At 71.1% G+C, this 20534-nt stretch carries 22 protein-coding genes; 13 read left to right on the top strand and 9 right to left on the bottom strand.

What is annotated here, in order from left to right:
• Positions 1-500 precede the first annotated feature (500 nt).
• On the bottom strand, positions 501-1157 hold the full coding sequence (locus ABIA35_RS05545; RefSeq protein ID WP_370357086.1) for an O-methyltransferase: 657 nt from the start codon (positions 1155-1157) through the stop codon (positions 501-503).
• A 175-nt stretch (positions 1158-1332) separates the two neighbouring features.
• Between ABIA35_RS05545 and ABIA35_RS05550 the strand changes: the two genes are divergently transcribed.
• Genes ABIA35_RS05550 through ABIA35_RS05565 form a run of 4 tightly spaced genes read left to right on the top strand, consistent with a single transcriptional unit; the run spans position 1333 to position 2464 of the window.
• The gene (locus ABIA35_RS05550; RefSeq protein ID WP_370357087.1) at positions 1333-1563 is read left to right on the top strand and encodes a hypothetical protein; all 231 of its coding nucleotides are present in this window, start codon (positions 1333-1335) and stop codon (positions 1561-1563) included.
• Entirely contained in the window at positions 1560-1715 is a 156-nt protein-coding gene (locus ABIA35_RS05555) for a hypothetical protein (RefSeq protein WP_370357088.1), read from the top strand. The genes ABIA35_RS05550 and ABIA35_RS05555 overlap by 4 nt, the downstream gene beginning before the upstream one ends.
• A 9-nt stretch (positions 1716-1724) precedes the next feature.
• On the top strand, positions 1725-2006 hold the full coding sequence (locus ABIA35_RS05560; protein WP_370357089.1) for a hypothetical protein: 282 nt from the start codon (positions 1725-1727) through the stop codon (positions 2004-2006).
• 32 nt (positions 2007-2038) lie between these two features.
• Positions 2039-2464, top strand: a complete 426-nt coding sequence (locus ABIA35_RS05565) for an HIT family protein (RefSeq protein WP_370357090.1) — start codon at positions 2039-2041, stop codon at positions 2462-2464.
• Between the two features lie 10 nt (positions 2465-2474).
• Here ABIA35_RS05565 and ABIA35_RS05570 read toward each other — a convergent pair whose 3' ends face one another.
• Positions 2475-3773: an MFS transporter gene (locus ABIA35_RS05570; protein ID WP_370357091.1), complete on the bottom strand. Its 1299-nt coding sequence runs from the start codon at positions 3771-3773 to the stop codon at positions 2475-2477.
• Positions 3774-3848: 75 nt separating this feature from the next.
• Here ABIA35_RS05570 and ABIA35_RS05575 point away from each other — a divergent pair, with 75 nt between their 5' ends.
• The 6 genes from ABIA35_RS05575 to ABIA35_RS05600 all read left to right on the top strand — a co-directional run bounded on the left by ABIA35_RS05575 (position 3849) and on the right by ABIA35_RS05600 (position 10015).
• Complete coding sequence (locus tag ABIA35_RS05575; protein ID WP_370357092.1) at positions 3849-4358, top strand: MarR family winged helix-turn-helix transcriptional regulator; 510 nt, start codon at positions 3849-3851, stop codon at positions 4356-4358.
• A gap of 202 nt (positions 4359-4560) precedes the next feature.
• Positions 4561-5994 (top strand): family 2B encapsulin nanocompartment shell protein, encoded by a 1434-nt coding sequence (locus ABIA35_RS05580; protein WP_370357093.1) that lies wholly within the window; start codon positions 4561-4563, stop codon positions 5992-5994.
• A gap of 20 nt (positions 5995-6014) precedes the next feature.
• Positions 6015-7106, top strand: a complete 1092-nt coding sequence (locus ABIA35_RS05585; RefSeq protein WP_370357094.1) for a hypothetical protein — start codon at positions 6015-6017, stop codon at positions 7104-7106.
• 138 nt (positions 7107-7244) lie between these two features.
• Complete coding sequence (locus ABIA35_RS05590; RefSeq protein WP_370357095.1) at positions 7245-8093, top strand: geranyl diphosphate 2-C-methyltransferase; 849 nt, start codon at positions 7245-7247, stop codon at positions 8091-8093.
• A gap of 118 nt (positions 8094-8211) precedes the next feature.
• The gene (locus tag ABIA35_RS05595; RefSeq protein WP_370357096.1) at positions 8212-9396 is read left to right on the top strand and encodes a family 2 encapsulin nanocompartment cargo protein terpene cyclase; all 1185 of its coding nucleotides are present in this window, start codon (positions 8212-8214) and stop codon (positions 9394-9396) included.
• A gap of 52 nt (positions 9397-9448) precedes the next feature.
• A complete protein-coding gene (locus tag ABIA35_RS05600; RefSeq protein WP_370357097.1) occupies positions 9449-10015 on the top strand; it encodes a GNAT family N-acetyltransferase in 567 nt (188 codons plus the stop codon).
• On the opposite strand, the gene ABIA35_RS05605 is transcribed toward ABIA35_RS05600, so the two are convergent.
• The 4 genes from ABIA35_RS05605 to ABIA35_RS05620 form a co-directional block, all read right to left on the bottom strand.
• The gene (locus tag ABIA35_RS05605) at positions 9975-10529 is read right to left on the bottom strand and encodes a hypothetical protein (protein WP_370357098.1); all 555 of its coding nucleotides are present in this window, start codon (positions 10527-10529) and stop codon (positions 9975-9977) included. The genes ABIA35_RS05600 and ABIA35_RS05605 overlap by 41 nt on opposite strands.
• A 40-nt stretch (positions 10530-10569) precedes the next feature.
• Positions 10570-11757 (bottom strand): PP2C family protein-serine/threonine phosphatase, encoded by a 1188-nt coding sequence (locus ABIA35_RS05610; RefSeq protein ID WP_370357397.1) that lies wholly within the window; start codon positions 11755-11757, stop codon positions 10570-10572.
• Between the two features lie 249 nt (positions 11758-12006).
• Complete coding sequence (locus ABIA35_RS05615) at positions 12007-12786, bottom strand: exodeoxyribonuclease III (protein ID WP_370357398.1); 780 nt, start codon at positions 12784-12786, stop codon at positions 12007-12009.
• A gap of 23 nt (positions 12787-12809) precedes the next feature.
• Entirely contained in the window at positions 12810-13442 is a 633-nt protein-coding gene (locus ABIA35_RS05620) for a TIGR03085 family metal-binding protein (RefSeq protein ID WP_370357099.1), read from the bottom strand.
• A 61-nt stretch (positions 13443-13503) separates the two neighbouring features.
• On the opposite strand from ABIA35_RS05620, the gene ABIA35_RS05625 reads away from it, so the two are divergent.
• Positions 13504-13887 carry a nuclear transport factor 2 family protein gene (locus ABIA35_RS05625; protein WP_370357100.1) on the top strand — a complete coding sequence of 128 codons (384 nt, stop codon included), beginning with the start codon at positions 13504-13506 and terminating at the stop codon, positions 13885-13887.
• Positions 13888-13946: 59 nt separating this feature from the next.
• On the top strand, positions 13947-15260 hold the full coding sequence (locus ABIA35_RS05630) for a class I SAM-dependent methyltransferase (RefSeq protein WP_370357101.1): 1314 nt from the start codon (positions 13947-13949) through the stop codon (positions 15258-15260).
• A 188-nt stretch (positions 15261-15448) separates the two neighbouring features.
• Here ABIA35_RS05630 and ABIA35_RS05635 read toward each other — a convergent pair whose 3' ends face one another.
• The 3 genes from ABIA35_RS05635 to ABIA35_RS05645 form a co-directional block, all read right to left on the bottom strand.
• On the bottom strand, positions 15449-17653 hold the full coding sequence (locus ABIA35_RS05635) for a hypothetical protein (protein ID WP_370357102.1): 2205 nt from the start codon (positions 17651-17653) through the stop codon (positions 15449-15451).
• A 346-nt stretch (positions 17654-17999) separates the two neighbouring features.
• Positions 18000-18995 carry a pirin family protein gene (locus ABIA35_RS05640; RefSeq protein ID WP_370357103.1) on the bottom strand — a complete coding sequence of 332 codons (996 nt, stop codon included), beginning with the start codon at positions 18993-18995 and terminating at the stop codon, positions 18000-18002.
• Between the two features lie 192 nt (positions 18996-19187).
• Entirely contained in the window at positions 19188-19703 is a 516-nt protein-coding gene (locus ABIA35_RS05645; RefSeq protein ID WP_370357104.1) for a pyridoxamine 5'-phosphate oxidase family protein, read from the bottom strand.
• A gap of 104 nt (positions 19704-19807) precedes the next feature.
• Between ABIA35_RS05645 and ABIA35_RS05650 the strand changes: the two genes are divergently transcribed.
• The gene (locus ABIA35_RS05650; protein ID WP_370357105.1) at positions 19808-20524 is read left to right on the top strand and encodes an HU family DNA-binding protein; all 717 of its coding nucleotides are present in this window, start codon (positions 19808-19810) and stop codon (positions 20522-20524) included.
• Positions 20525-20534 lie beyond the last annotated feature (10 nt).

The following is a 20534-nucleotide window of genomic DNA, read 5'->3' on the forward strand; positions in this document are numbered from 1 at the left end:
TCTTCCCCCGATATTGGGAAGCCCTGTGAGGTTTAGGAGCTGATCTGAGGCCTTTGACGTGCGGCCTCTGCGCGACCGCGGGGGGACCGGTCCCCGTGGACGGAAATTCTACTTTACATAATGTACATTATCGGGCAACCGCATGAGGGGTCGCAGTGGGGGGTGTCGAGGGTTGTTGTGTGGTTCGGTGCGCGGTTGTTCGCAGCGATGTTCTACGCAGCCGTGTTCTAGATCGCTCGTGCGAACGCGTGGATCACCATGCCGGGCAACAAGATCGGGACCATCGGGCGCGCGCCGCAGTGGCTCGGCGCTTGGTGCTCGGTGCTCGGTGCTTGGTGTGGCAGCGTCGGACACCGACAGCGTGTTCGGCTTCTGTCAGAGCCGTTCTGCGCGCGGGGCTGGTTCGTGGCCGGTCACCCGATTCGGCCACAATGCCGCCGAACCATCCCAAACCCTGTCGTGTAATGCTGATTACGCGTCCTGATGTACTCGGTTCAGGACTATCGCTTGTACACCAGGGAAACACCGTCGCCGACAGGAAGCATCACCACGTCGACGCGTTCGTCACCGGCGACCTTGTCGTTGAACTCCTTCATCAGCCGGGTCGACTCCTCCTGCGGCTCGGCGTCGACGACCTGCCCGCCCCACAGCACGTTGTCGATGGCGATCACTCCCCCGGTACGCATGCGCGGGACGAGTTCGCTGTAGTACGTCCAGTACGACGGCTTGTCGGCGTCGATGAACGCGAAGTCGATGTACTCCTCGTCCGGCAGCGCGGCCAGCGTCTCGGCGGCCGGCGCCAGCCGCAGCTCGATCCGGTCGGCGACCCCCGCCTCCTGCCACGCCGCACGCCCGATGCTGGTCCACTCCTCGCTGACGTCGCAGCACAGCAGCTTGCCACCGGGCGCCAGGCCGCGGGCGATGGCGATGGCCGAGAAGCCGGTGAAGGTCCCCACTTCCACCGCGTGCTGGGCATTGGTGAGCCGTACCAGCAGCGTCAGCAACTGCGCCTCCTCGGCGCCGATCTGCATGCCGGACGGCGGCCCGAGCTCGGTGGTGCGGGCGACCAGCGCGCTCTGGACGGCGTCCAGGGGCTGGGTGTGGTTCACGACGTAGTCCTGGAGCGCGCCGTCCAGGCCGATCGAGGCTCGGGTCATGTCGCCGACGATAAGCCGGTGATCGCCAAGCGGTCGCGTGGTGGCGGCGTTCGGCGGATGGGGCTGGAGGTGGGGGCACTCCCCCGGCGATGCGTGGTGCGATATTCGGGACATCTCGCAATATGTCAGACCTCTACGGTAGACCTCCGTCGCCTCACCCGCCCGCGGCGGAACCATGGCGCTACCGGCTGAGAAGGGCGGAACCTGCGGTATCGGCCCGCACACGATCGAAAACGTCCACGGGATCGTGTCCGGACGGCTCGATTGGGCGTGCCAGGGCTCGGTAGTGCTGACGATGAACGTCCGTCTCGTCTACCTTGGAAACAACGCCGAGCGCGAGACCGAGGTGGACGAGGGGAGCCCGCTGATCGTGAACAGTCCCCGAACAGTCCGCCGCGGTTCGTGACCGCGCCCTGCACCACCGGGCTGTGGAAGATGAAGATCGTCGGCACGGAGACGCCTGCGGCCGGGCCGGCACTGACGTTCACCACCACCAACGCGGCCAGCCCGCCGTTCGACAACCCCGAGTGGCAGACCCCGACCCAGATCACCTGTTAGGCGGCGAGCATGGCCCTGAGGCTCTCTGACCGGATCACCGCGGTCCGCTTCGTGCTGTGGACCTTCCAGCCTTACCGCTGCCCGGTCTCGGGCCGGGACATCGTCCCGTCGAACCCCAGCCTGGCCAGCCGGGTCCGTGCGTCATTGCGGGCTTGGTTCCACGCGCCGGCAGGCCCTGGCGTTGACGACGGCCCTGAGGAGTTCGCCGTCTTCCAACAGGCGTTGTGGGCTCTGCGGCCGGCGTCCGAAGACAGCGACAAGGACCAGTGGGTGGCGGTGTACTCCCGCTAGTAAGGGCTGGTCGTAGGGGTACTCCCCCGGCGATGCTTCATGGCATGGGCGAATGTGTGTTCTGTGAGATCGTGGCCGGCCGTGCTCCGGCGTACCGGGTGCTGGAGGACGACCACGCTGTGGCGTTTCTGAACATCAGGCCGGCCGCGCCCGGGCACACGCTGGTGGTTCCGCGCGTCCACGTCGTTGACATGTGGGACATTTCGGATGATGCGCACACGCATGTAGCGTCGATGGCGCGGCGGGTGGCGCTGCTGCTGAAGGACGTGTTCGAACCCGATGGGGTGAACCTGCGGGTCAACTCGGGGGCTGCGGCCGGGCAGGACGTCTTTCACTTCCACACCCATGTGATCCCGCGCCGCCACGCTGACGGGCTGCGTCTGACCTGGGGTTCGCCGCTGGCTGCGGCCGAGGAGTTGGAGGCGGCGGCGCGGCGGATCGCCGGGTTCTGCTCGTAGATCGATCACCTCAGGCTCCGGATGCGACCATCGACGCCGGGCTCGCCGCCGCCGGGGCCGGGGCGGGGTGTTCGCGCACTGCCGGGATCGCCAGCACCGCCAGGTTCGCTCCGCCCACCAGCACCGCTGAGACCGCCAACGGCAGGGCGGTCCCGAGCGCCGCGGCGGCGGGGGCGGCCAGTGCCAGGCCTGCCGGGCGGGCGGCGAAGGAGATGAGGGTGTCGAAGGAGCCGACGCGGCCCAGGGCTTCGCGCGGGATGCGCTGCTGGATGGTGGTTTCCCACAGGGGGTCCAGGATGCCCAGGCCGAACATGCCGGCGGTGTAGGCGGCCAGGAGCAGGGGCAGTGGTGCGGTGATGGCGAGCGCCGCCAGCGGTAGGGCGTAGGCCGAGGCGCCGAGGGCTACGGCGATCAGGGGGCGGGGCAGGCGCAGTCTTCCGGCGGTCCAGACGCCGGCCAGCATGCCGACGGTGCCCGATTGCAGGGTGATGACCCAGGCGGTGCCGCCGCCTAGGTGGTTGATGGCGATGACCGGTCCGAGGGTGAGCAGGACGCCGGCGGTCATGTTCCAGATGCCGTGGCCGATGACGTTGGCGATGAACCAGCGGTGGCGGCGGGTCTCGGTCCAGCCGGCGCGCAGGTCGTGCCAGAACGGCGCGCGCCGGGGGGTTGGTGCGGCGGCCTCGGCACCCTTGGCGCCCTCGGTGGCGCCGGTGAGGCCGGTGAGCGCGGCGGTCTGTGCGGTCTGTGCGGTCTGTGCGCCAGCCGGTGTGCTCAGGGCGCCGAGGGTGAGTGCGGATCCGATGAACAGTGCGGCGGTGAGCAGGGAGGACCAGCCGGCTCCGACGCCGAGCATCAGGGTGCCGGCGATGCCGGGGCCGGCGAACTGGGCCACGCCCTGCCATACCGACAGTCGTGCGTTGAGTCGTTGGCGTTGGGGTCCGGAGACGGTGGCCGAGACCAGGGTGCGCACGGCCGGGGTGCCGAAGGCGACGGCGGCGCCGGTGAGGGCGGCGAGTGCGGCCAGGACGGGGACGTCCACGCCCTGGGTGAGCAGGCTGGCGCCGATGCCGGCTTGGGCGGCGGCGCGGGTGAGGTCGGCGGCCAGGATGACGCGGCGGGCCGGGAAGCGGTCCGCGAACACTCCGGCGGCGGGCAACAGCAGCAGCATGGGGATGGTCTCGGCGGCCAGGATGGTGCCCAGGGCCTCGGCGGCGCTGCCGGCGTGGACGACGGCCAGGGTCAAGGTGGTGGGGATCAGGGAGGTGGCCAGTGCGGCGGCGGTGCGGCCGAGCAGGAGTGCGCGCATGGCCGTCACCGTAGCAGTACTTCGCTGGCTAATTATTCGCTGGCGAAATAGTTGACGGAGGACCATACTGGCCCGATGGAGGACTCCGTCGACCGTCACCTGGCCCGCTGGCGCGGCAAGGCACCCTACGACGAGACGGTCGAGGCGGTCGTCACCCGCATCCAGAACCTCACCAAGCACGTCGCCAACGGCAAACGCCGCATGCACGACGAGGTGGGCCTGGCCGACTACGAGTTCCAGACCCTGCACCGGCTGGCCGCCCGCGACGACCACCGCGCCACCCCCGGTGAGCTGGCCGCCGAACTGATGCTGTCCGGTGCCGGCATGACCGGGCGCCTGGACGCCCTGGAGCGGGCCGGGCTGGTGCGGCGCATCCGCGGCACCGCCGACCGCCGCCGCGTCGACGTCGAACTCACCGACGAGGGCCACGCCAAGTGGATGGCCGGCATGCGGTTCCAGGACGAGGTCGAACGAGGCATCGTCGGCGCCCTGGATCCGGCCGAACGCGAACAGGTCAACGCTTTGCTGAAGAAGATGTTGCTGCGCGCCGAAGGGCTCAGCGCCGGTACCGGCGCGGCTGGCTGAACATCTGCGAACCCGCAGAACCGGCGCGCGCCGCCGCCACCTGGGCCGGACTTTCGCGCAAACCCATCCGTTGGGGCACCGGCGCGCCATCCCCGCGCGCCATCCGCCACGGTGACGCGCACTGGTGGGCCTGCTTTGGTTCGCCTTACTTCAGAAGGGAGCCCTTTCGGTCAGCCACGGGCCATACAAGGAGGACCCGGCCATGACGATCACCCCGGACCGCACCGCCGAGGAAGCGGCCGATGACGTTCCCGCCACGGACACACCGCTGTCCCTGAGTACCGATGCCGCCCGCAATCTGGCCACCACCACCAAGACCCAGCCGCAGATGCGCGGCATCACCTCCCGCTGGCTGCTGCGGCGGCTGCCGTGGGAGGAGGTCTCCGGCGGCACATACCGGGTGAACCGGCGGCTGAGCCTGTCGGTGGGGCGCGGGCGGGTGGCGTTCGTGCAAAGCGGCGCCGACGACATCCGCATCGTGCCGCAGACACTGCGGGAGATCCCGGTGATGCGGGACTTCGACGACGACGCGCTGTTAGCGCAGATCGCCGCTTTGTTCACGCCGCGGGACTTCACCGCCGGCGAGGTCATCGCCGAGGCCGGACACCCCGTGGACGAGGTGTACATCCTGGCGCACGGCCGCGTGGAGCGCAGCACCATCGGCGCCTACGGCGACACGACGCTGCTGGGCGTCCTCACCGACGGCGCGCACCTGGGAGACGAGGTGCTGCTGCAGGAAGACCCGCTGTGGAGCGCCACGGTGAAGGCCACCACCTCCGGCACGCTGCTGGCGATGCAGATGGCCGACTTCGCCCGGATCCGCGACGCCAGCCCGGAGCTGAGCGAGCACATCGAGGCGTTCGCCGACCGCACCGGCCGCGCGGTCAACTCCAAAGGCGAGGCCGAGGTCGAGCTCAGCGCCGGCCACGAGGGCGAGGTGGAACTGGCCGGCACCTACGTGGACTACGACCTGTCCCCGCGCGAGTACCAGCTCTCCCTGACCCAGACCATCTTGCGGGTCCACTCCCGCGTCGCCGACCTCTACAACGACCCGATGGACCAGGTGAAGGAGCAGCTGCGGCTGACCATCGAGGAGATCCGGGAGCGGCAGGAGTGGGAGCTGCTGAACAACCGGGAGTTCGGCCTGCTGCACAACACCGACTACGACCAGCGGATCAGCACCTGGTCCGGGCCGCCGACCCCGGACGACATGGACGACCTGCTGGCGATGCGCCGCAGCACCCACATGTTCCTGGCCCACCCCAAGGCCATCGCCGCGTTCGGCCGCGAGTGCAGCAAACGCGGCCTGTACCCGGACCCGGTGCTCATCGACGGGCACGCGGTCCCGGCCTGGCGCGGCGTCCCGATCTACCCCTGCGGCAAGATCGGCGTCCAGGACGGCCACACCTCCTCCATCGTGGCGATGCGCCTGGGCCAGGCCCAGCAGGGCGTGGTCGGGCTGCGGCAGACCGGCATCCCCGACGAGTACGAGCCGGGCCTGAACGTGCGCTTCATGGGCATCACCGACAAGGCCATCATCAAATACCTGGTCACCGCCTACTACTCGGCGGCGGTCCTGGTACCCGACGCCATCGGGATCCTGGAGAACGTCGACGTCGCGGCACCGCGCGGCTGAGCAAGAAGGGGACGGGGACGATGGCGACGATCGGGCTGGTGCCGCGCGCCGGACTGGGCATGGCCGCCTCCAGGCTCTCGCAGGCCGGACGGCCGGCCCGGGTCACCGAGGCGCTGTACTGCCCGCCGGCGGTCCGGGACGACCCGGGCCTGGCGGCGGCGGTACAGCAGCACGTGGACGAATGGGCCGCCGGTGTGCACCTGGCACCGGGGCCGGCCTCCGGGCTCGGGCGGCTGGTGGTGCTGGCGCATCCGGACACCAACGATGTGGGGCGGCTCGCGGTGGCCGCCAGGCTGCTGGCGGTCGGGCGCGTGCTGGCCGCGGCGGGCCTCGGTGCCGACGAGCGGGACCTGGTGCGGCGCGCGCCGGGTCCGACTGATGGTGCCGACTCCCCCGGCGCGCCGCCGATGCCGGGCACGCCGGGTGTCGCGGCCGATGCCCCCGACTCCCCCGACTCCCCCAGCGCGGCTGCCGAAGCCGCCACGGCACTCACCGAGGCCCTGGCCGAGGCGGCCGCCGAGATCTACGACGGCTGCGACGTCCCCGACGACGCGCTGCCCTCCCGGCCGGATCCGGCGCGCGCCGGTATCGCCGATCCGGCGTTGCTGTCGGCGCTGGCCGGGGTGAGTGCTCTGCCGGCCTCGCCGTATCAGGTGCAGCGGGTGCGGGCCGAGTGCGAGGCGTTGGCGGCGGCGTCCGGTGGCGGTGGCGGGCCGCGCGCGCCGTGGGAGTACCTGTCGCTGGGGCATGTGAACGCCTACAGCCCGGCGTTGGCGGCGCTGGACGCGGTCGACGGGTTCGAGCTGTCGGCATCGGCGGCGGCCGATCCGGAGTTGCGGCGCGCGCAGCGGCTGGCGGCGTTGGCGGCGGCGCTGCTGCACGACATCGCCTCGCCGGTGCCCTCGGGTCTGACGGCGGCGATCGCGCGCGCCGACGGTCTGCCCCCGGGTGCGGCCGGCCGGCGTGCCGCGCAGGTCCACGACGAGTCGATGCGGGCGTTCCAGCACCATGCCGCGCAGCTGGCCGCCTCGGCCGATCCGGCGACGCGCCGGTACCTGTCGGGGTTGTGGACGTGGCTGGGCGGTCACCGTACCTGGCACGCCGTGTCCTGACCGGGCCGGCCTCCCGTGCCGCTCCCCCGCGCCACGACATCGCAAAGCTTTCCTGAACGCTTTCCTATCCGCTGTATCCGTCCCAGTTCCTACGACGCAGCCTTGCCTCGCAGTACCTCGACGAAGGGTGGTTTCGCCATGGGTTCGCAGTCCGCTGTCACCAGCCGCTATCAGGAGTCTGTCGCCGATTACTGGGACCGGGAGAAGAACCCGGTGAACATCCGCTTAGGCGAGGTGGACGGCATCTACCACCACCACTACGGCATCGGCGACGTCGACTGGTCGGTGCTGCAGGCCCCGGCCGACGACCGCGAGGCGCGCATGATCGCCGAGATGCACCGGTTGGAGACGGCGCAGGCGGAGTTCCTGCTGGACCAGCTGGGTCCGGTCACCGCCGAGCAGCGGCTGCTGGACGCAGGCTCAGGCCGCGGCGGCACGTCGCTGATGGCCAGCTTGCGGTTCGGCTGCCGGGTCGACGGGCTGTCGATCTCCGGCAAGCAGGTGGAGTTCGCGAACAACCGGGCCGAGCAGATGGGCCTGTCCGGGCGGGTGAACTACCACCTGCGGAACATGCTCGACAACGGCTTCGGCGACGGCACGTTCCAGGGGATCTGGAACAACGAGTCCACGATGTACGTGGACCTGGACACGCTGTTCGCCGAGCACGCGCGCTCCCTGGCGCCGGGCGGCCGGTACGTCACCATCACCGGCTGCTTCAACGACGCCTACGGGGCGCTGCCGTCGCGGTCGGTCAGCCAGATCAACGCGCACTACATCTGCGACATCCACCCGCGCTCGGGGTACTTCTCGGCGATGGTCGCCAACGGGCTGGTGCCGATCTCCGTGGTGGACCTGACCGCGGCGACGATCCCGTACTGGGAGCTGCGGCAGCAGTCGAACGTGACGACCGGGATCGAGGAGGCGTTCCTGACCGCGTACAAGGAGGGCAGCTTCCACTACCTGATGATCGCCGCCGACAAGGTCTGAGCCGCACTGCCGGTGTCCGGGGCCCCGCATCGGCCCCCGGACACCCGGCGAACGCGGAGCAGCCAGGACCGTTTTTCTCAGATCATGCGGGGAGAGATGCCGTGACCGGAGAGATGCCATGACCCTGACCGCCGACACCGCTCCGGCTGCCGACCGCGGGCTCGCCGCCGCCGCGGTGCTGCCGGGCCTGGCCGCGCTGACCGGGCCGCCGCCGGCACGTCCGCCGTGGGAGAGCGCCTCGGAGCACTGGCACAGCACCGACGTCGACCCGGGCCCGGAGCCGGGGCTGCGTCCCCCGCAGCACCCCGAGCGGCTGGCTCCGACGCCGATCCAGATGCGGCCCTGGGGCGACGGCTCCCACTCCCCGCTGTACTGCCCGGCCACGGTCCGCTTCGACGAGGCGCTGGCCCAGGAGGTCAACACGCGCCTGGTGGCCTGGGCCGAGCGGATCGGGCTGCACGCCGGGCACCTGGAGGAGTTCGCCAAGACCGGCTTCGGCCGGCTGATCACCCTGGCGCACCCCGAATGCGACGACCCGGACCTGCTGCTGGTCTCGGCGCAGATGAACGCCGCCTGGTGGGCCTCCGACGACTACTACGCCGACGAGACCGACCTGGGCGCGGTCGCCGAGGCCCTGCCGGAGCGCCTGGCGCTGGTGTCCTCGGCACTGGACCCGCCGCCGCCGGCCGGACAGTTCACCCCGCCTTTGGCCGAGGCTGTCGTGTCCGACGCGGTGCTGGTGTCGCTGCGCTCAGCGCTGGCGCACGTCACCCGCCACGCCTCGGCGGCGCAGGTGATGCGGGTACGGCACACCACCCACCAGATGTACGTGTCCTGGAACGCCTACAACGCCTGGCGCCACGCCGGCATCACGCCGGAGGCGTGGCGGTACCTGGCCGCGCGCCAGCACGACAGCTTCTACACCTCGATGATCCTCATCGACGTCGTCGGCGGCTACGAACTGCCCGCCGAGTTGTTCGCCGACCCGCTGTTCCACCGCGCCCTGACCCAGGCCGGCACCGCCGCGGTGCTGGTGAACGACCTGGCCTCGGCGGCGCGCGAAGCCGGCGAGGACCCGGACTGCAACCTGGTGCTGCTGCTGGCCGCCGAACGCGAATGCTCCATCGCCGAGGCCACCGAGGAGGTGGTGGCGCTGCACAACGACGTGGTGCGCGGATTCGAGGCCAGCCGGCAGGCGCTGGCGGCGGTGCCCTCGCCGGAGCTGCAGCGGTTCGTGCTGGGGGCGCGGGCGTGGATGGGCGGGTGTCTGGAGTGGCACGACAGTTCCTCGCGATACAAGTAGCGGCGGTGAGCGGCCCCGCGCCGGCTCCCCGGTTCGTGCATAGGCTCGGCGCATGAACGACCACGATCGCGATCGCGACCCCCGCCCCGGCCTCGGCGGCCGGCCGGTGCGGGTGGCCGCACCCGAGGACCTGGCAGCGCTGCCGGCGCTGGAGTCCGCAGCCGATGCGTTGCTCGCGGACTACCTGGACGCGCCGCTGCCACCGGGCCCTGACACCGAGGCCGCGGTGGCAGCGCTGGCGCGCGCCGCGGCGGTGCTGGTGGCCGGGACGCCGCCGGTGGGTTTCGCCCGCATCGACGTGGTCGACGGCGGCGCGCATCTGGAGCAGCTGGCGGTGGATCCGGCCTTCGCCCGGCGCGGGCTGGGCACGGCGTTGGTGCGCGGGTGCTGCGACTGGGCGGTGGCGCACGGCTTTGACGCGGTGACGTTGACGACGTTCGCGCAGGTGCCGTTCAACGGGCCGTTCTATGCGCGGCTCGGGTTCGCTGTCGTCGACGATGCCGCGCTGCCGACCGAGCTGGCGGGGCTGCGGCGCCATGAAGCCGAGGTCGGGCTTGATGCGTTGGGGCCGCGGGTGGTTATGCGCCGGGCCAGCGGTCTTGGACATACAGGCCGATGAGCGCGGCGTGGGACAGGGCACTGCTGGTGTCGGTGACATCGCCGTTGACGGTGTAGTCCAGCAGCACCACCTGGCCATCCTTGTCGGCGGCGCGCAGCTCGGCGACCAGGTCCGCGACCTTGTTTTCCAACACCCACCGGTACGCGGGCAGGAAGATCCGCCGCCGTGCCTGCTCATAGGACAGCAGGCGCGCGCCGGACAGTCCTTCCCGGTGACCGAGCACGGGCCCGTTCGTGCGGACGGTCCGCTTGAGCCCGGTCATGGAGGTGATGTGCAGCTTCCCGGTGTCGACATCGTGGCCTTCGAACACCTTCAGTGCCTGCCAGATACCTTCCACGGACTGTGACACCGCCTCGCCGCTGGCCGGAACCGGGATGTCGCCGTGCGGGAAGAACGGGCTCATCCGCACCCACGGCTGCGGCGCCTTCGACGTGACGTCGATGATGCGCGCCCCGGGGAACGCGGCCGCCAGCGATGCTGCGGAGCGTCGGCGGCTGGCGATGTGGATCGTCATGCGCCCAGCCTCGCGGAGGGCTCTGACAGTCCCCCAGCCTCTAGGCCTCCGCGGCCGGCCCCGGCACATACGGCTTGCGCCGCACCACCAGCAGCGCCACGTCGTCGTCCAGGCGCGCGCCGGCGTGGGTGGCCAGGCCCGCGAGGATCTGGCGGGTGAGCTCTGCCGGGCTGGTGGCGGGGCGGCCGGTGAGGAAGCCGGTCAGGTCGAAGAAGGTGCCGGCTTTGTCGCGGGCTTCGGTGGTGCCGTCGGTGTACAGCAGCAGGGTGTCGCCGGGGGCGAAGCGGGCCCAGGCCGGGGCGGAGGCGCTGCCGGGCGGGGAGGCCAGGTCGAACAGGCCCAGGGGCGGGCCGGGTTCGGCCGGGGCCAGGGCGGCGACGCGGCCGTCGCGCATCAGCAGCGGTGGCGGGTGGCCGCAGTTGACCACTTCGACGGTGGGGCGGTCGGGGTCGACCGAGAGCAGGACGGCGGTGACGAACTCCTCGGTGCCGGCGGGGCGGCGCGCGAGCATCGCGTGCATGCGGTCGGCGACGCGGGACAGGTCCGGTTCGGTGTAGGCGGCCTCGCGGAACACGCCCAGCACGTCGGCGGCGGCCTCCACGGCCGGCAGGCCTTTGCCGCGGACGTCGCCGATGAGCAGCCGGTCCCCGAAGCGGGTGGACAGCGCCTCGTACAGGTCGCCGCCGATGCGGGCCTCGGCGGCGGCGGCGCGGTAGGCCACGGCGGTGCGGACCTGCGCCAGCTCCGGCGGAACTTCCCGCAGGACCACGTGCTGCGCGGTCTCGGCGACGCTGCGGACGTTCGCCAGCATCCGCGACTGGCGTCCGACCAGCCCCAGGCTGACGCAGCTGACGACGGTCACCGCCACGATGGCGCCGATCGCGGCGACCTCGACGTCGCCGGCGACGTGCAGCGAGTACTCGTACAGCACCACCGACACGCCGATGGCGGTGGCCGCCGTGCAGATCGTCTGCCACAGGGAGCGGGTCAGCAGTGCCGACAGCGCCGGGGCCACCGACAGTGTCGAGGAGAAGGTGACGTCTTTGGGGGTGGCCAGGTCCGCGGCGACGATGATGGCGATGAACAGGTACGGCACCAGCCGCTGCGGCCACGTGGCGTGCGACGGCGTCACCGTCACCGGCGTGCCCGCCCCGGCCGCATCGCCGGGCAGCGCGGCCGGGGACACGGCGATGTCACGCCGGTTGTCCGGGCGGCGGAGCCAAACCATCGTCACGTGTCCAAGGAGAGCAGGCGGCACGCCGCGCGGGACGCGGGTGCCGCAGTCGGGGCAGAGCTGGTCGAGGCAGAATTGGTCGGGGCGGGGCTGTCGAGTCAGAGCTGTCGGGTCAGGGCCTGCAGAAGCGATTCTCGCTGCTGTCCGGTGCGATCAGCGGATCACGGCCCGCCTCGGCGCGGCGCGCCACGCTGCGCCGAACGCGGGACCCGCACCGGGCCGCGGGAGCCGTACCGAGCCGCGCTACAGCTCGAGGTCCACCACCACCGGCGCATGGTCCGAGGCGCCCTTGCCCTTGCGCTCCTCCCGATCGACGAACGCATCGCTCACCGCGCCGGCGAACGCCTTGTTCCCGAACACCAGGTCGATGCGCATGCCGTTGTTCTTCGGGAACGCCAACTGCCGGTAGTCCCAGTACGTGTACGGCTTGTCGTACTTCAACGCCCGCGGCAGCACCTCAACCAGGCCGTGCCCGGCCAGATCGGCCAGCTTCTCCCGCTCGGCCGGCGTCACATGCGTGGACTCGGTGAACAGCGACATGTCCCACACGTCGGCATCGGTGGGGGCGATGTTGAAATCCCCCAGCACCGCGTACGGCGTTTCGGCGCGCGCCGCGTCGGCGGCGAACGCGGTCAGCGAATCAAGCCAGGCGAGTTTGTAGTCGAAGTGCGGATGCCCCAGCTCCCGGCCGTTGGGCACGTACACGCTGGTGACACGCACACCGCCGCAGGTGGCGGTCAGCGCCCGCGGCTCGGTGACCCCGTCGAAGTCCGGCAGGTCCGGCCAGCCGCGCCGCACGTCGCCGATCTCGTGCCGGGACAGGATCGCCACACCGTTCCAGCGGCCCGTGCCCCAGGTCGCCGCCTGGTATCCGAGCTCGGCGACCTGCTCGGCGGGGAACGCCTCATCGGTGGTCTTCAACTCCTGCAGACACAGAACGTCCGGTCTGGCCGTGCCGAGCCAGCCGGTCAGCCGGTCGACCCGCGCCGTCACCGAGTTCACATTCCATGTCGCCACCCGCAGCACCATGCCCGACAGCTTATGGCTCACAGCCCGAACTTCGCGCCGCGGATCGCGTCCACCGCCTGCTCCTCACCTTCCATGTTCACCACCGCGTGGTGCTGCCGCCCCGACATGAACAGCACCAGCTCCGCCGGCTCCCCGGTGACCGTCACCACCGGCGCGCCCTTGTGCGCCACCGCCGTCTGCCCGTCGGGGCGGCGCAGCACCAGGCCGGCCGGCGCGCGCCGCCCGGACAGGCGGGCCATGCCGGCGGCGCGCTTCCACAGCGCCTCGCTCAGGTCGGCGTCCAGCAGCCGCGGTTCCCAGCCGGGCTTGGCGCGGCGCACGTCTTCGCAGTGCACGAAGAACTCCACGACGTTGGCGGCCTCGTCGACGGGCGCCAGCCCGAACAGCGAGCGCCGCGAGGGTCCTTCGGCGACCATCTGCAGCAGCTCGCTCCAGGGCCGGGCGGCGTATTCGGCCTGGACCCGCGCCAGGCGCGGCGCGAGGGCTTTGACCATGATGCCGCCGGCGGCGTCGACGCGCCGTTCGCGGACCACGACGTGCGCTGCCAGGTCCCGCGCGGTCCAGCCTTCGCACAGGGTCGGGGCGTCGGGTCCGGCTTCGGTGAGGGCTTGGGCGAGGTGGGCGCGTTCGGCGCGTGCGTGGGTTCCCATGGGGCCAGCGTAGGGGTGTGGGTGTGGTGTGCGAGATTCAGTGGCGGGAGGAGGGAGCCCCATGAATCAGCTGTTGAACCCGCTGGGCGCCTATATCGATGCCTGGCGGCGCCATGACATCGCCGGAGTGTCGGCCACTTTGGCCGAGGACTGTGTGGTCGTCGAGTGCTACGGCCCCGTCTATCACGGCCGGCCTCGCGTCGAGCAGTGGATGCGCGCCTGGTTCGATGCCGGCGGCCGCGTCGAGGACTGGAAGATCACCTCGCAGGCGGGCGCCGGGAATACTCTGATGGCTGAGTGGGTCTTCTCTTGTACGTCGCACGGCGAGGCGGCCACTTTTGAAGGCGCGACGATCGCCAGGCTCGATGGGGGCCGGATCGTCTACCTGCGGGAGTACGCCACGTCGGCGCCGTTGTACGAGTGGACGGGCACCTGGCGGGACTAGATGCCGGAGCTCAGTGCGGTTGCCGCGCTTTGACGCGAATTTGGATGCAAGATAGTTGTATGGGTACTAATACCACCGTCGCATCTGTATTCAGGCCCCTGCTCACTGCCGCGCTGGGCACGGCGCCGCCGCCGGTGCGGTTCGAGTTCTGGGACGGCAGTTCGTTGACACCGCGGGACGGGGACACGGTGGGGTCCGTGGTCGTGCGTTCGCGGGATGCTCTGGCGCACATGGTGTGGGCGCCTGGGGAGCTGGGGTTGGTCCGGGCCTATGTGTCCGGGGAGTTGGATTTCACCGGGGACATCTTCACGGTGCTGCGCTCGTTGCAGTCCGGGGCGAGCAACGATGCCCATTTGGGTGCCGAGGCCGCGGCCAAGGCGTTGGGGGCGGCGGCGCGGGTGGGGGCGTTGCGGCGGCGGCCGCAGCCTCCGGAGCAGGAGGCGCATCAGCGTGGCCGGCTGCACAGCAAGCGCCGGGACTCCGAGGCGATCAGCCATCACTACGACGTCGGCAATGAGTTCTATGAGCTGGTGCTCGGGGAGTCGTTGACGTATTCGTGCGCGCGTTTCGTCTCCGCCGGCGATGACGGGCGCTCCAAGCCGGATGTCTCGATGGCGCTGGCTGATGCGCAGGCGGCCAAGCACGACCTGATCTGCCGCAAGCTGGGGCTGGACCGGGGGCCGGGGATGCGGCTGCTGGATGTGGGCTGCGGGTGGGGGTCGATGGCGATCCATGCCGCGACCCATTACGGGGCGCGGGTCGTGGGGATCACCATCAGCGCGGCGCAGGCCGATCTGGCGCGCAAGCGGGTCGCGGCGGCCGGGGTGAGCGATCAGGTGGAGATCCGGTTGCAGGACTACCGGGATGTGGCCGGGGAGCGGTTCGACGCGATCTCCTCCATCGGCATGTTCGAACATGTGGGTGCCGAGCGGGCCGGGCAGTATTTCCAGACGCTGTTCGCGCTGCTGGGTCCGGGCGGGCGGCTGCTGAACCACGCGATCTCCAGCCCTGGCGGGTCCCGGATCAGCGGCCGCAGCTTCATCGGCCGGTACGTGTTCCCCGACGGTGAGCTGCTCGACGCCGGGGCGACGGCGCAGCTGATGCAGCAGGCCGGGTTCGAGCTGCGGGACGTGGAGGCGCTGCGGGAGCACTACGCCCTGACGCTGCGCGCGTGGGTGGGCAACCTTCAGGACAGCTGGAGCCGGGCCGTGGAGCTGGTCGGGGTCGGGCGGGCCCGGGTGTGGCTGCTGTACATGGCCGGCTCGGCGCTCGGGTTCGAGGACGGCGGCATCGGCATCCACCAGCTGCTGGGTGTGGTGCCGGAGGCCGGCGGGGAGACCGGGATGCCGGCGTCGCGGCGCTCCTGGATGTGAACCGGCCCTGGACTGGCTCTGGCTGACCGGCTCTGAACCAGCTCGTCTGACCTGGCTCTGTCTGGACTGGCTCTGAACGCGCCGGTGGTGCCGCCCGGCCGGGGTTTCCGGCCTGGACGGCACCGCCGGCGTGGCGGCACAGGCGCGGGCTTTGCTGCCTCAGCGCCTCAGCGCCTCAGCGCCTCAGTTCAGTGCCCCTGGGGCCGGGTGTACCAGAACGCGATGTCGGTCAGCGTCTTGGTCCCGGTGGCCGGCTTCACGATCTGCTGCTGGTCCTGCCTGGTGGTCAGCGCGACGGCCTTCTTCACGGCGGTGCCGCCGAAGCCGAGGTGGCGCAGCGGGTCCAGGCTGGAGGCGGCGACCACCGGGGTGCGTCCGGCGGCGGTGATGCCGGCGGTGACGTGCGCGAGTCTCGCCGGGTCGGCGTCGTTCAGCAGCGCGACCGGGACCTGGCACTGGTTGCGGATCGTGGCCATCCACTGGCCGCTCATGGCGTCGACGAGCACCACCGAGTCCTTGCTCGGCGACAGTGCCCGGCACACGCTGCGGGTGGCGGCGACCTCGCCGAGTTCGGTGCGTTTGGCCGCGACCGGCGCGGTGGTCGCGGCGGCCGGCACCACGAACAGCGCCGACATCACCGCCGCCCCGGCCGCGGTCACCACCACCGGGGTGAGCAGCCGGCGGCCGCCGGCGGCGCTGCGCTGCTGCCTGCTGCGGACCTTCTGGGCGAGCGCGCGGGTGGCCGCCGAGGCCGTCCACACCGCCATCAGGATCACCCCGGGCAGGACCACGGTGACCAGGCGCCGGTCGGCGTAGGGGTGGTCGGGGGTGATGGAGGGCCGCCACAGCTGAAGCGCCGCGGACAGCACGTACACCGGCAGCGCCGCGGCCCAGCGCAGTTCGCGGCCGTGCAGCACCCGCCAGGTCAGCACGACCGCGCCGGCCAGTGCCGCGGCCAGCAGCGGCCAGCCCACGTACCAGGACACCCAGCGCAGCGACTGCTCGGCGTAGGTGCGCGATCCGTCGGTGGGCAGACCGACCCAGCCCTGCAGGGAGATCAGGTACTGGCCCGACGGGGATTTCGCGTCGCCGCGCGCGGTGTTCACATAGGGCCGCACCACCAGTGCCACGCCGATCAGTGCCGTGGCGGCCGTGCCGGCGGCCGGCACCAGCCGCCACAGTGCCTGCGGCACGCCTCGGGAGCGCACCCACGCCGCCACGGCCAGACACACCAGGCACGACAGCACCAGCGCGGCGGTGGCCAGCTTGACCGAGGAAGCGTTGGTCTTCACGTACGGCCAGCTCAGGAACCGCGCGTCCAGCAGGCCCAGGGCCAGTCCGGCGAACGCCCCGGCCAGCCAGGCGAGGACGCCGGGGCGGCGCGTGGCCCACAGCCAGGCCGCGACCGGCATCAGCAGCGCCATGTCCAGCATCAGGTCCAGCCGGACCAGCTCGCCGACGCCCAGCACCAGCCCGGCGGTGAACGCGAACGGCCACGGCAGCGCCGCGCCGGCCCCCGCACTCACGCCGGCACCCGCGCTCGCGGCGTCGGAGGTGGCGTCGGTGCCCGCAACCGCCTCGGCGCCTGCGCCTGCGTCCGCCCCGGTCCCGGCAATGATGATCTCGCCGAGCAGCAGCACCGCCGTGCCCAGCAGCAGCAGCGCCGGCATCTCGGAGAAGGTGGTCTGGGAGTTCTTCAACACCGGGAACGCCACCGCCGTCACCAGCGCCACCAGCGGCGCCCACCGCGGCCCGGCCAGCCGTGCGGCCAGCCCGGCCAGCGCCAGTATCGCCGCGGCCCCGACCAGCGCCGGCATCACCAGCTCCCCCGACCAGCCGCCGAGCCACCATCCGGCCGCGACCATCGTCGGCCAGCCGGTCATGAACTGCGGCACCAGGTGCGACCCGACGCGGTAGAACGCCGGGCTCTCGTAGGTCACCAGCGAGGAGGAGTCACCGAAGGCCCCGGTGGGCACCGGCCGGTTCAGGCCGCCGTTGTGCGCCAGCAGGTACCCGATCTGCGCATAGGAGCCGTTGTCCCGGTGCAGGACCACCTGCTCGCTGTGCGTGGCCGCCGCGAACAGCAGGAACGCCGCCGCGATGGCCGCCGTGGCCACCACAGGCCACCATGGCGTGCGCAGCGTGGCCGCGGCCCGCAGCACCGGCGGCAGCCCGAACCGCAGCAGCACCGCGGCCAGCACCGCGAACAGCGGCAGCGCCGTGTACAGGCGGAACTGGCCGATCCACACCAGCGGGAAGGTGGCTATCAGCCAGGCGGTGACCAGCAGCGCCGGCACGGTGGCCAGCGATATGAGCACCGTGCTGGGTGCCAGGCCGGGGGCGAGGTCGCGTCGTGCACGGACGTACGCGGCGGCGTCGGTGACGAGACTCAAAGATCCTCATCCGGGTGTGGGGTCAAAACGCAGGCGATTCTATGTGCATTGAGCTAAGCGCAATGTGAAGAGAGGGATCAGCATACGGCCTGCATTACTTGCGATTGCAGTGGCGCCGTGTGCAGGCCCGGACCTGGCCTTGCGCCGCAAATTCGCCCAATTGCGGCGAGAATATATTTGCGCACCGGCGCAGACTTCCCCGGCGCCGAAACGCTTTGAGGGAGCCCGCGCCCGCGTGGCTCCCTCAAACTGCCCGGCCTGGCTGTTCAATCCGACTGTTCAGTCCTGCTGTTCAGTCTCGCTGTTCAGTCCGGCCGGCCCGCCGCCGCCTGTGCGCGGCGCGCGTTCACACCGCCGGCGGCGGCGTGTCACCGGGCTGGATGTGCGGGATCGCCTCGGTCGGCTCCACGCCCATCTTGCCCGAGCGGAAGTCGGCCAGCGCCTGCCGGATCTCCTCCTCGGTGTTCATCACGAACGGGCCGTAGTGCACGACCGGCTCGCGGATCGGCTCACCGCCCAGGACGATCACGTCCATGGTGGGGTGGCGCCCCTCCTGCTGCTGATCGGCGGCGATGACGATGGTGTCGCCGGCGCCCAGGACAGCGGCCTGCGCGGACTTGATCGGACGCTCGCCCGCGCCGACGGTGCCGCGGCCGTTGAGCACGTACACCAGCGCGTTGAAGTCTTTGCGCCACGGCAGCTCCACGCGCGCGCCCGGCGTGATCGACAGGTGCGCCAGCGTGATCGGGGTGTGCGTCACCCCGGGGCCCTCGACGCCGTCGATGCCGCCGGCGATGACGCGCACCAGCGCGCCGCCGTCTTGTGTGGAGGCCAGGCCCACCTGCCCGGAGCGGATGTCCTGGTAGCGCGGCGGCGACCACTTCTTGACCTTGGGCAGGTTCACCCACAGCTGGATGCCGTGGAAAAGGCCGCCGGTCTGCACCAGCTTCTCCGGCGGCGTCTCGATGTGCAGCAGCCCGGAGCCGGCGGTCATCCACTGGGTGTCGCCGTCGGTGATGACACCGCCGCCGCCGTGGGAGTCCTGGTGGATGAATGTGCCGTCGATAATGTAGGTGACGGTTTCGAAGCCGCGGTGCGGATGCCAGGGGGTGCCCTTGGGCTCGCCGGCCGCGTACTCCACCTCGCCCATCTGATCCATCATGATGAACGGGTCCAGGTATTCGCTGCGGATCCCGGCGAACGCCCGGTGCACCGGGAAGCCCTCACCCTCGAAACCACTCGGCGCGGTCGACACCGCCAGCACCGGCCGCGGCACCGCGTCCGGGGCGGGAGCGGCGATACGGGGCAGCGCCAGCGGGTTCTCTACGGTCACAGCAGGCACGGCAGCCTCCAGGGGTCGGATCGGGGCCGAGTCACGGTCACCCGGCTCCAACGGTAGTTGAATCTTAAATATTTCGTCCACACGGGACCGCTGCCGCTGGGGAGATGGCCGGCACAGCCGACACCGCCAACACTGCCAGGTGCGGACCGATCCGCCACCTGGCGGCGAAGGGAGGGCGGCGCGCGCCGTGCTTCAGCCGAACAGGTGCCGGGTGGCGCCGAACGGATCGCCCTTGGCGTAGGCGAACACCTTCGCCGGGGCCACGCGGAACACCAGCGTCTCCCCGCCGCCGCCCTCGGGGTTGTGGAACCGGCCGTCGGCGACGCTGTACTGCCAGCGTCCGTCCCACCGGGACGTGTACACCTCGGCGACCGCCTTCAGGACGGTTTCCTCGCCGACCTGCTCGGCCCGGCCCTCGATGACCACGTCCAGTCCGCCGTCCCAGCCGTTGCAGCCGGTGGTGAGCACGACCTGGGCGTTGCCGTCCAGGTTCGCGAACTTCTGCTCGCCGGCGCCGGTGCAGAACCACACCGCCTCGTCGAACCAGACCGCGACCACCGGCGTCACGTGCGGCCGGCCATCGGCGCGGACCGTGGTCAGCCAGAACAACTCGGCGTCGCGCACCACCTGCCGCGTCGCCTCCCACCCGGTGGCCTCGGCCTGCGGAGAACTGAAGCGCGTGACGAGCGTGGTGACCGGCTCGGCCATGGGAGCAACTCCTGTCAAGGGCGAAGATCCGTTACAAACCGCATCCGCCAGACATCGTAAGACATCGAATGGACACTTTCGCCTGCTACGGTGCCGAACCAAAGATGGACTTCAGCGAAACCGGAGGGGAATCCATGGTGAACAAGGCCGACGTGGCCGCCGAGGTGGCCGCCCGACTGGCGGACGCCGACCCCGACGCCCGCCAGTACGTCGACGCGGTGTTCGACATCATCATGGGCCACGTCGCCGCCGGGGAACGCGTCCAGATCCTCGGCTTCGGCACCTTCGACGCCGTGGCGCGCGCCGCCCGCATCGGCCGCAACCCGCGCACCGGCGCGGCGATCCAGGTCCCGGCCGGCATCACGCCCCGGTTCCACGCCGGGCAGACCTTCCGGTCGCAGGTGAGCGACGGCTCGCAGGCTGCCGCCCCGGTTGAAGTACCGGCGGAGCAGGACGCTGTGAAGCCCGCCAAGGCGAAGAAGGCGAAGGGCGCGCAGAAGAAGCCTGCGAAGGCTGCCGCGGACAAGCCGGTCGAGGAAGCGGTGCAGAAGCCGGCGAAGGCTGCGAAGAAGAGCACGAAGGCTGCGGCAGCCAAGGCAGCTGAGGCGACGAAGGCCAACAAGCCGGCCGAGGCTGTGAAGGAGAGCACGAAGACAGCGGCCAAGCCGGCCAAGGCAGCGGCTGACAAGTCCGCGAAGGCAGCCAAGCCGGGGAAGAAGAGCACGAAGGTGGCGGCCAAGGAAGTTGCCGCAGCGGTGAAGGAGAAGCCGGCCAAGGCTGCTAAATCCGCGAAGAAATCAGCCAAGGCCGGCAAGAAGTAGTCCCCGTCCT

This window comes from Catenulispora sp. MAP12-49 (assembly GCF_041262705.1).
Lineage (GTDB): Bacteria > Actinomycetota > Actinomycetes > Streptomycetales > Catenulisporaceae > Catenulispora.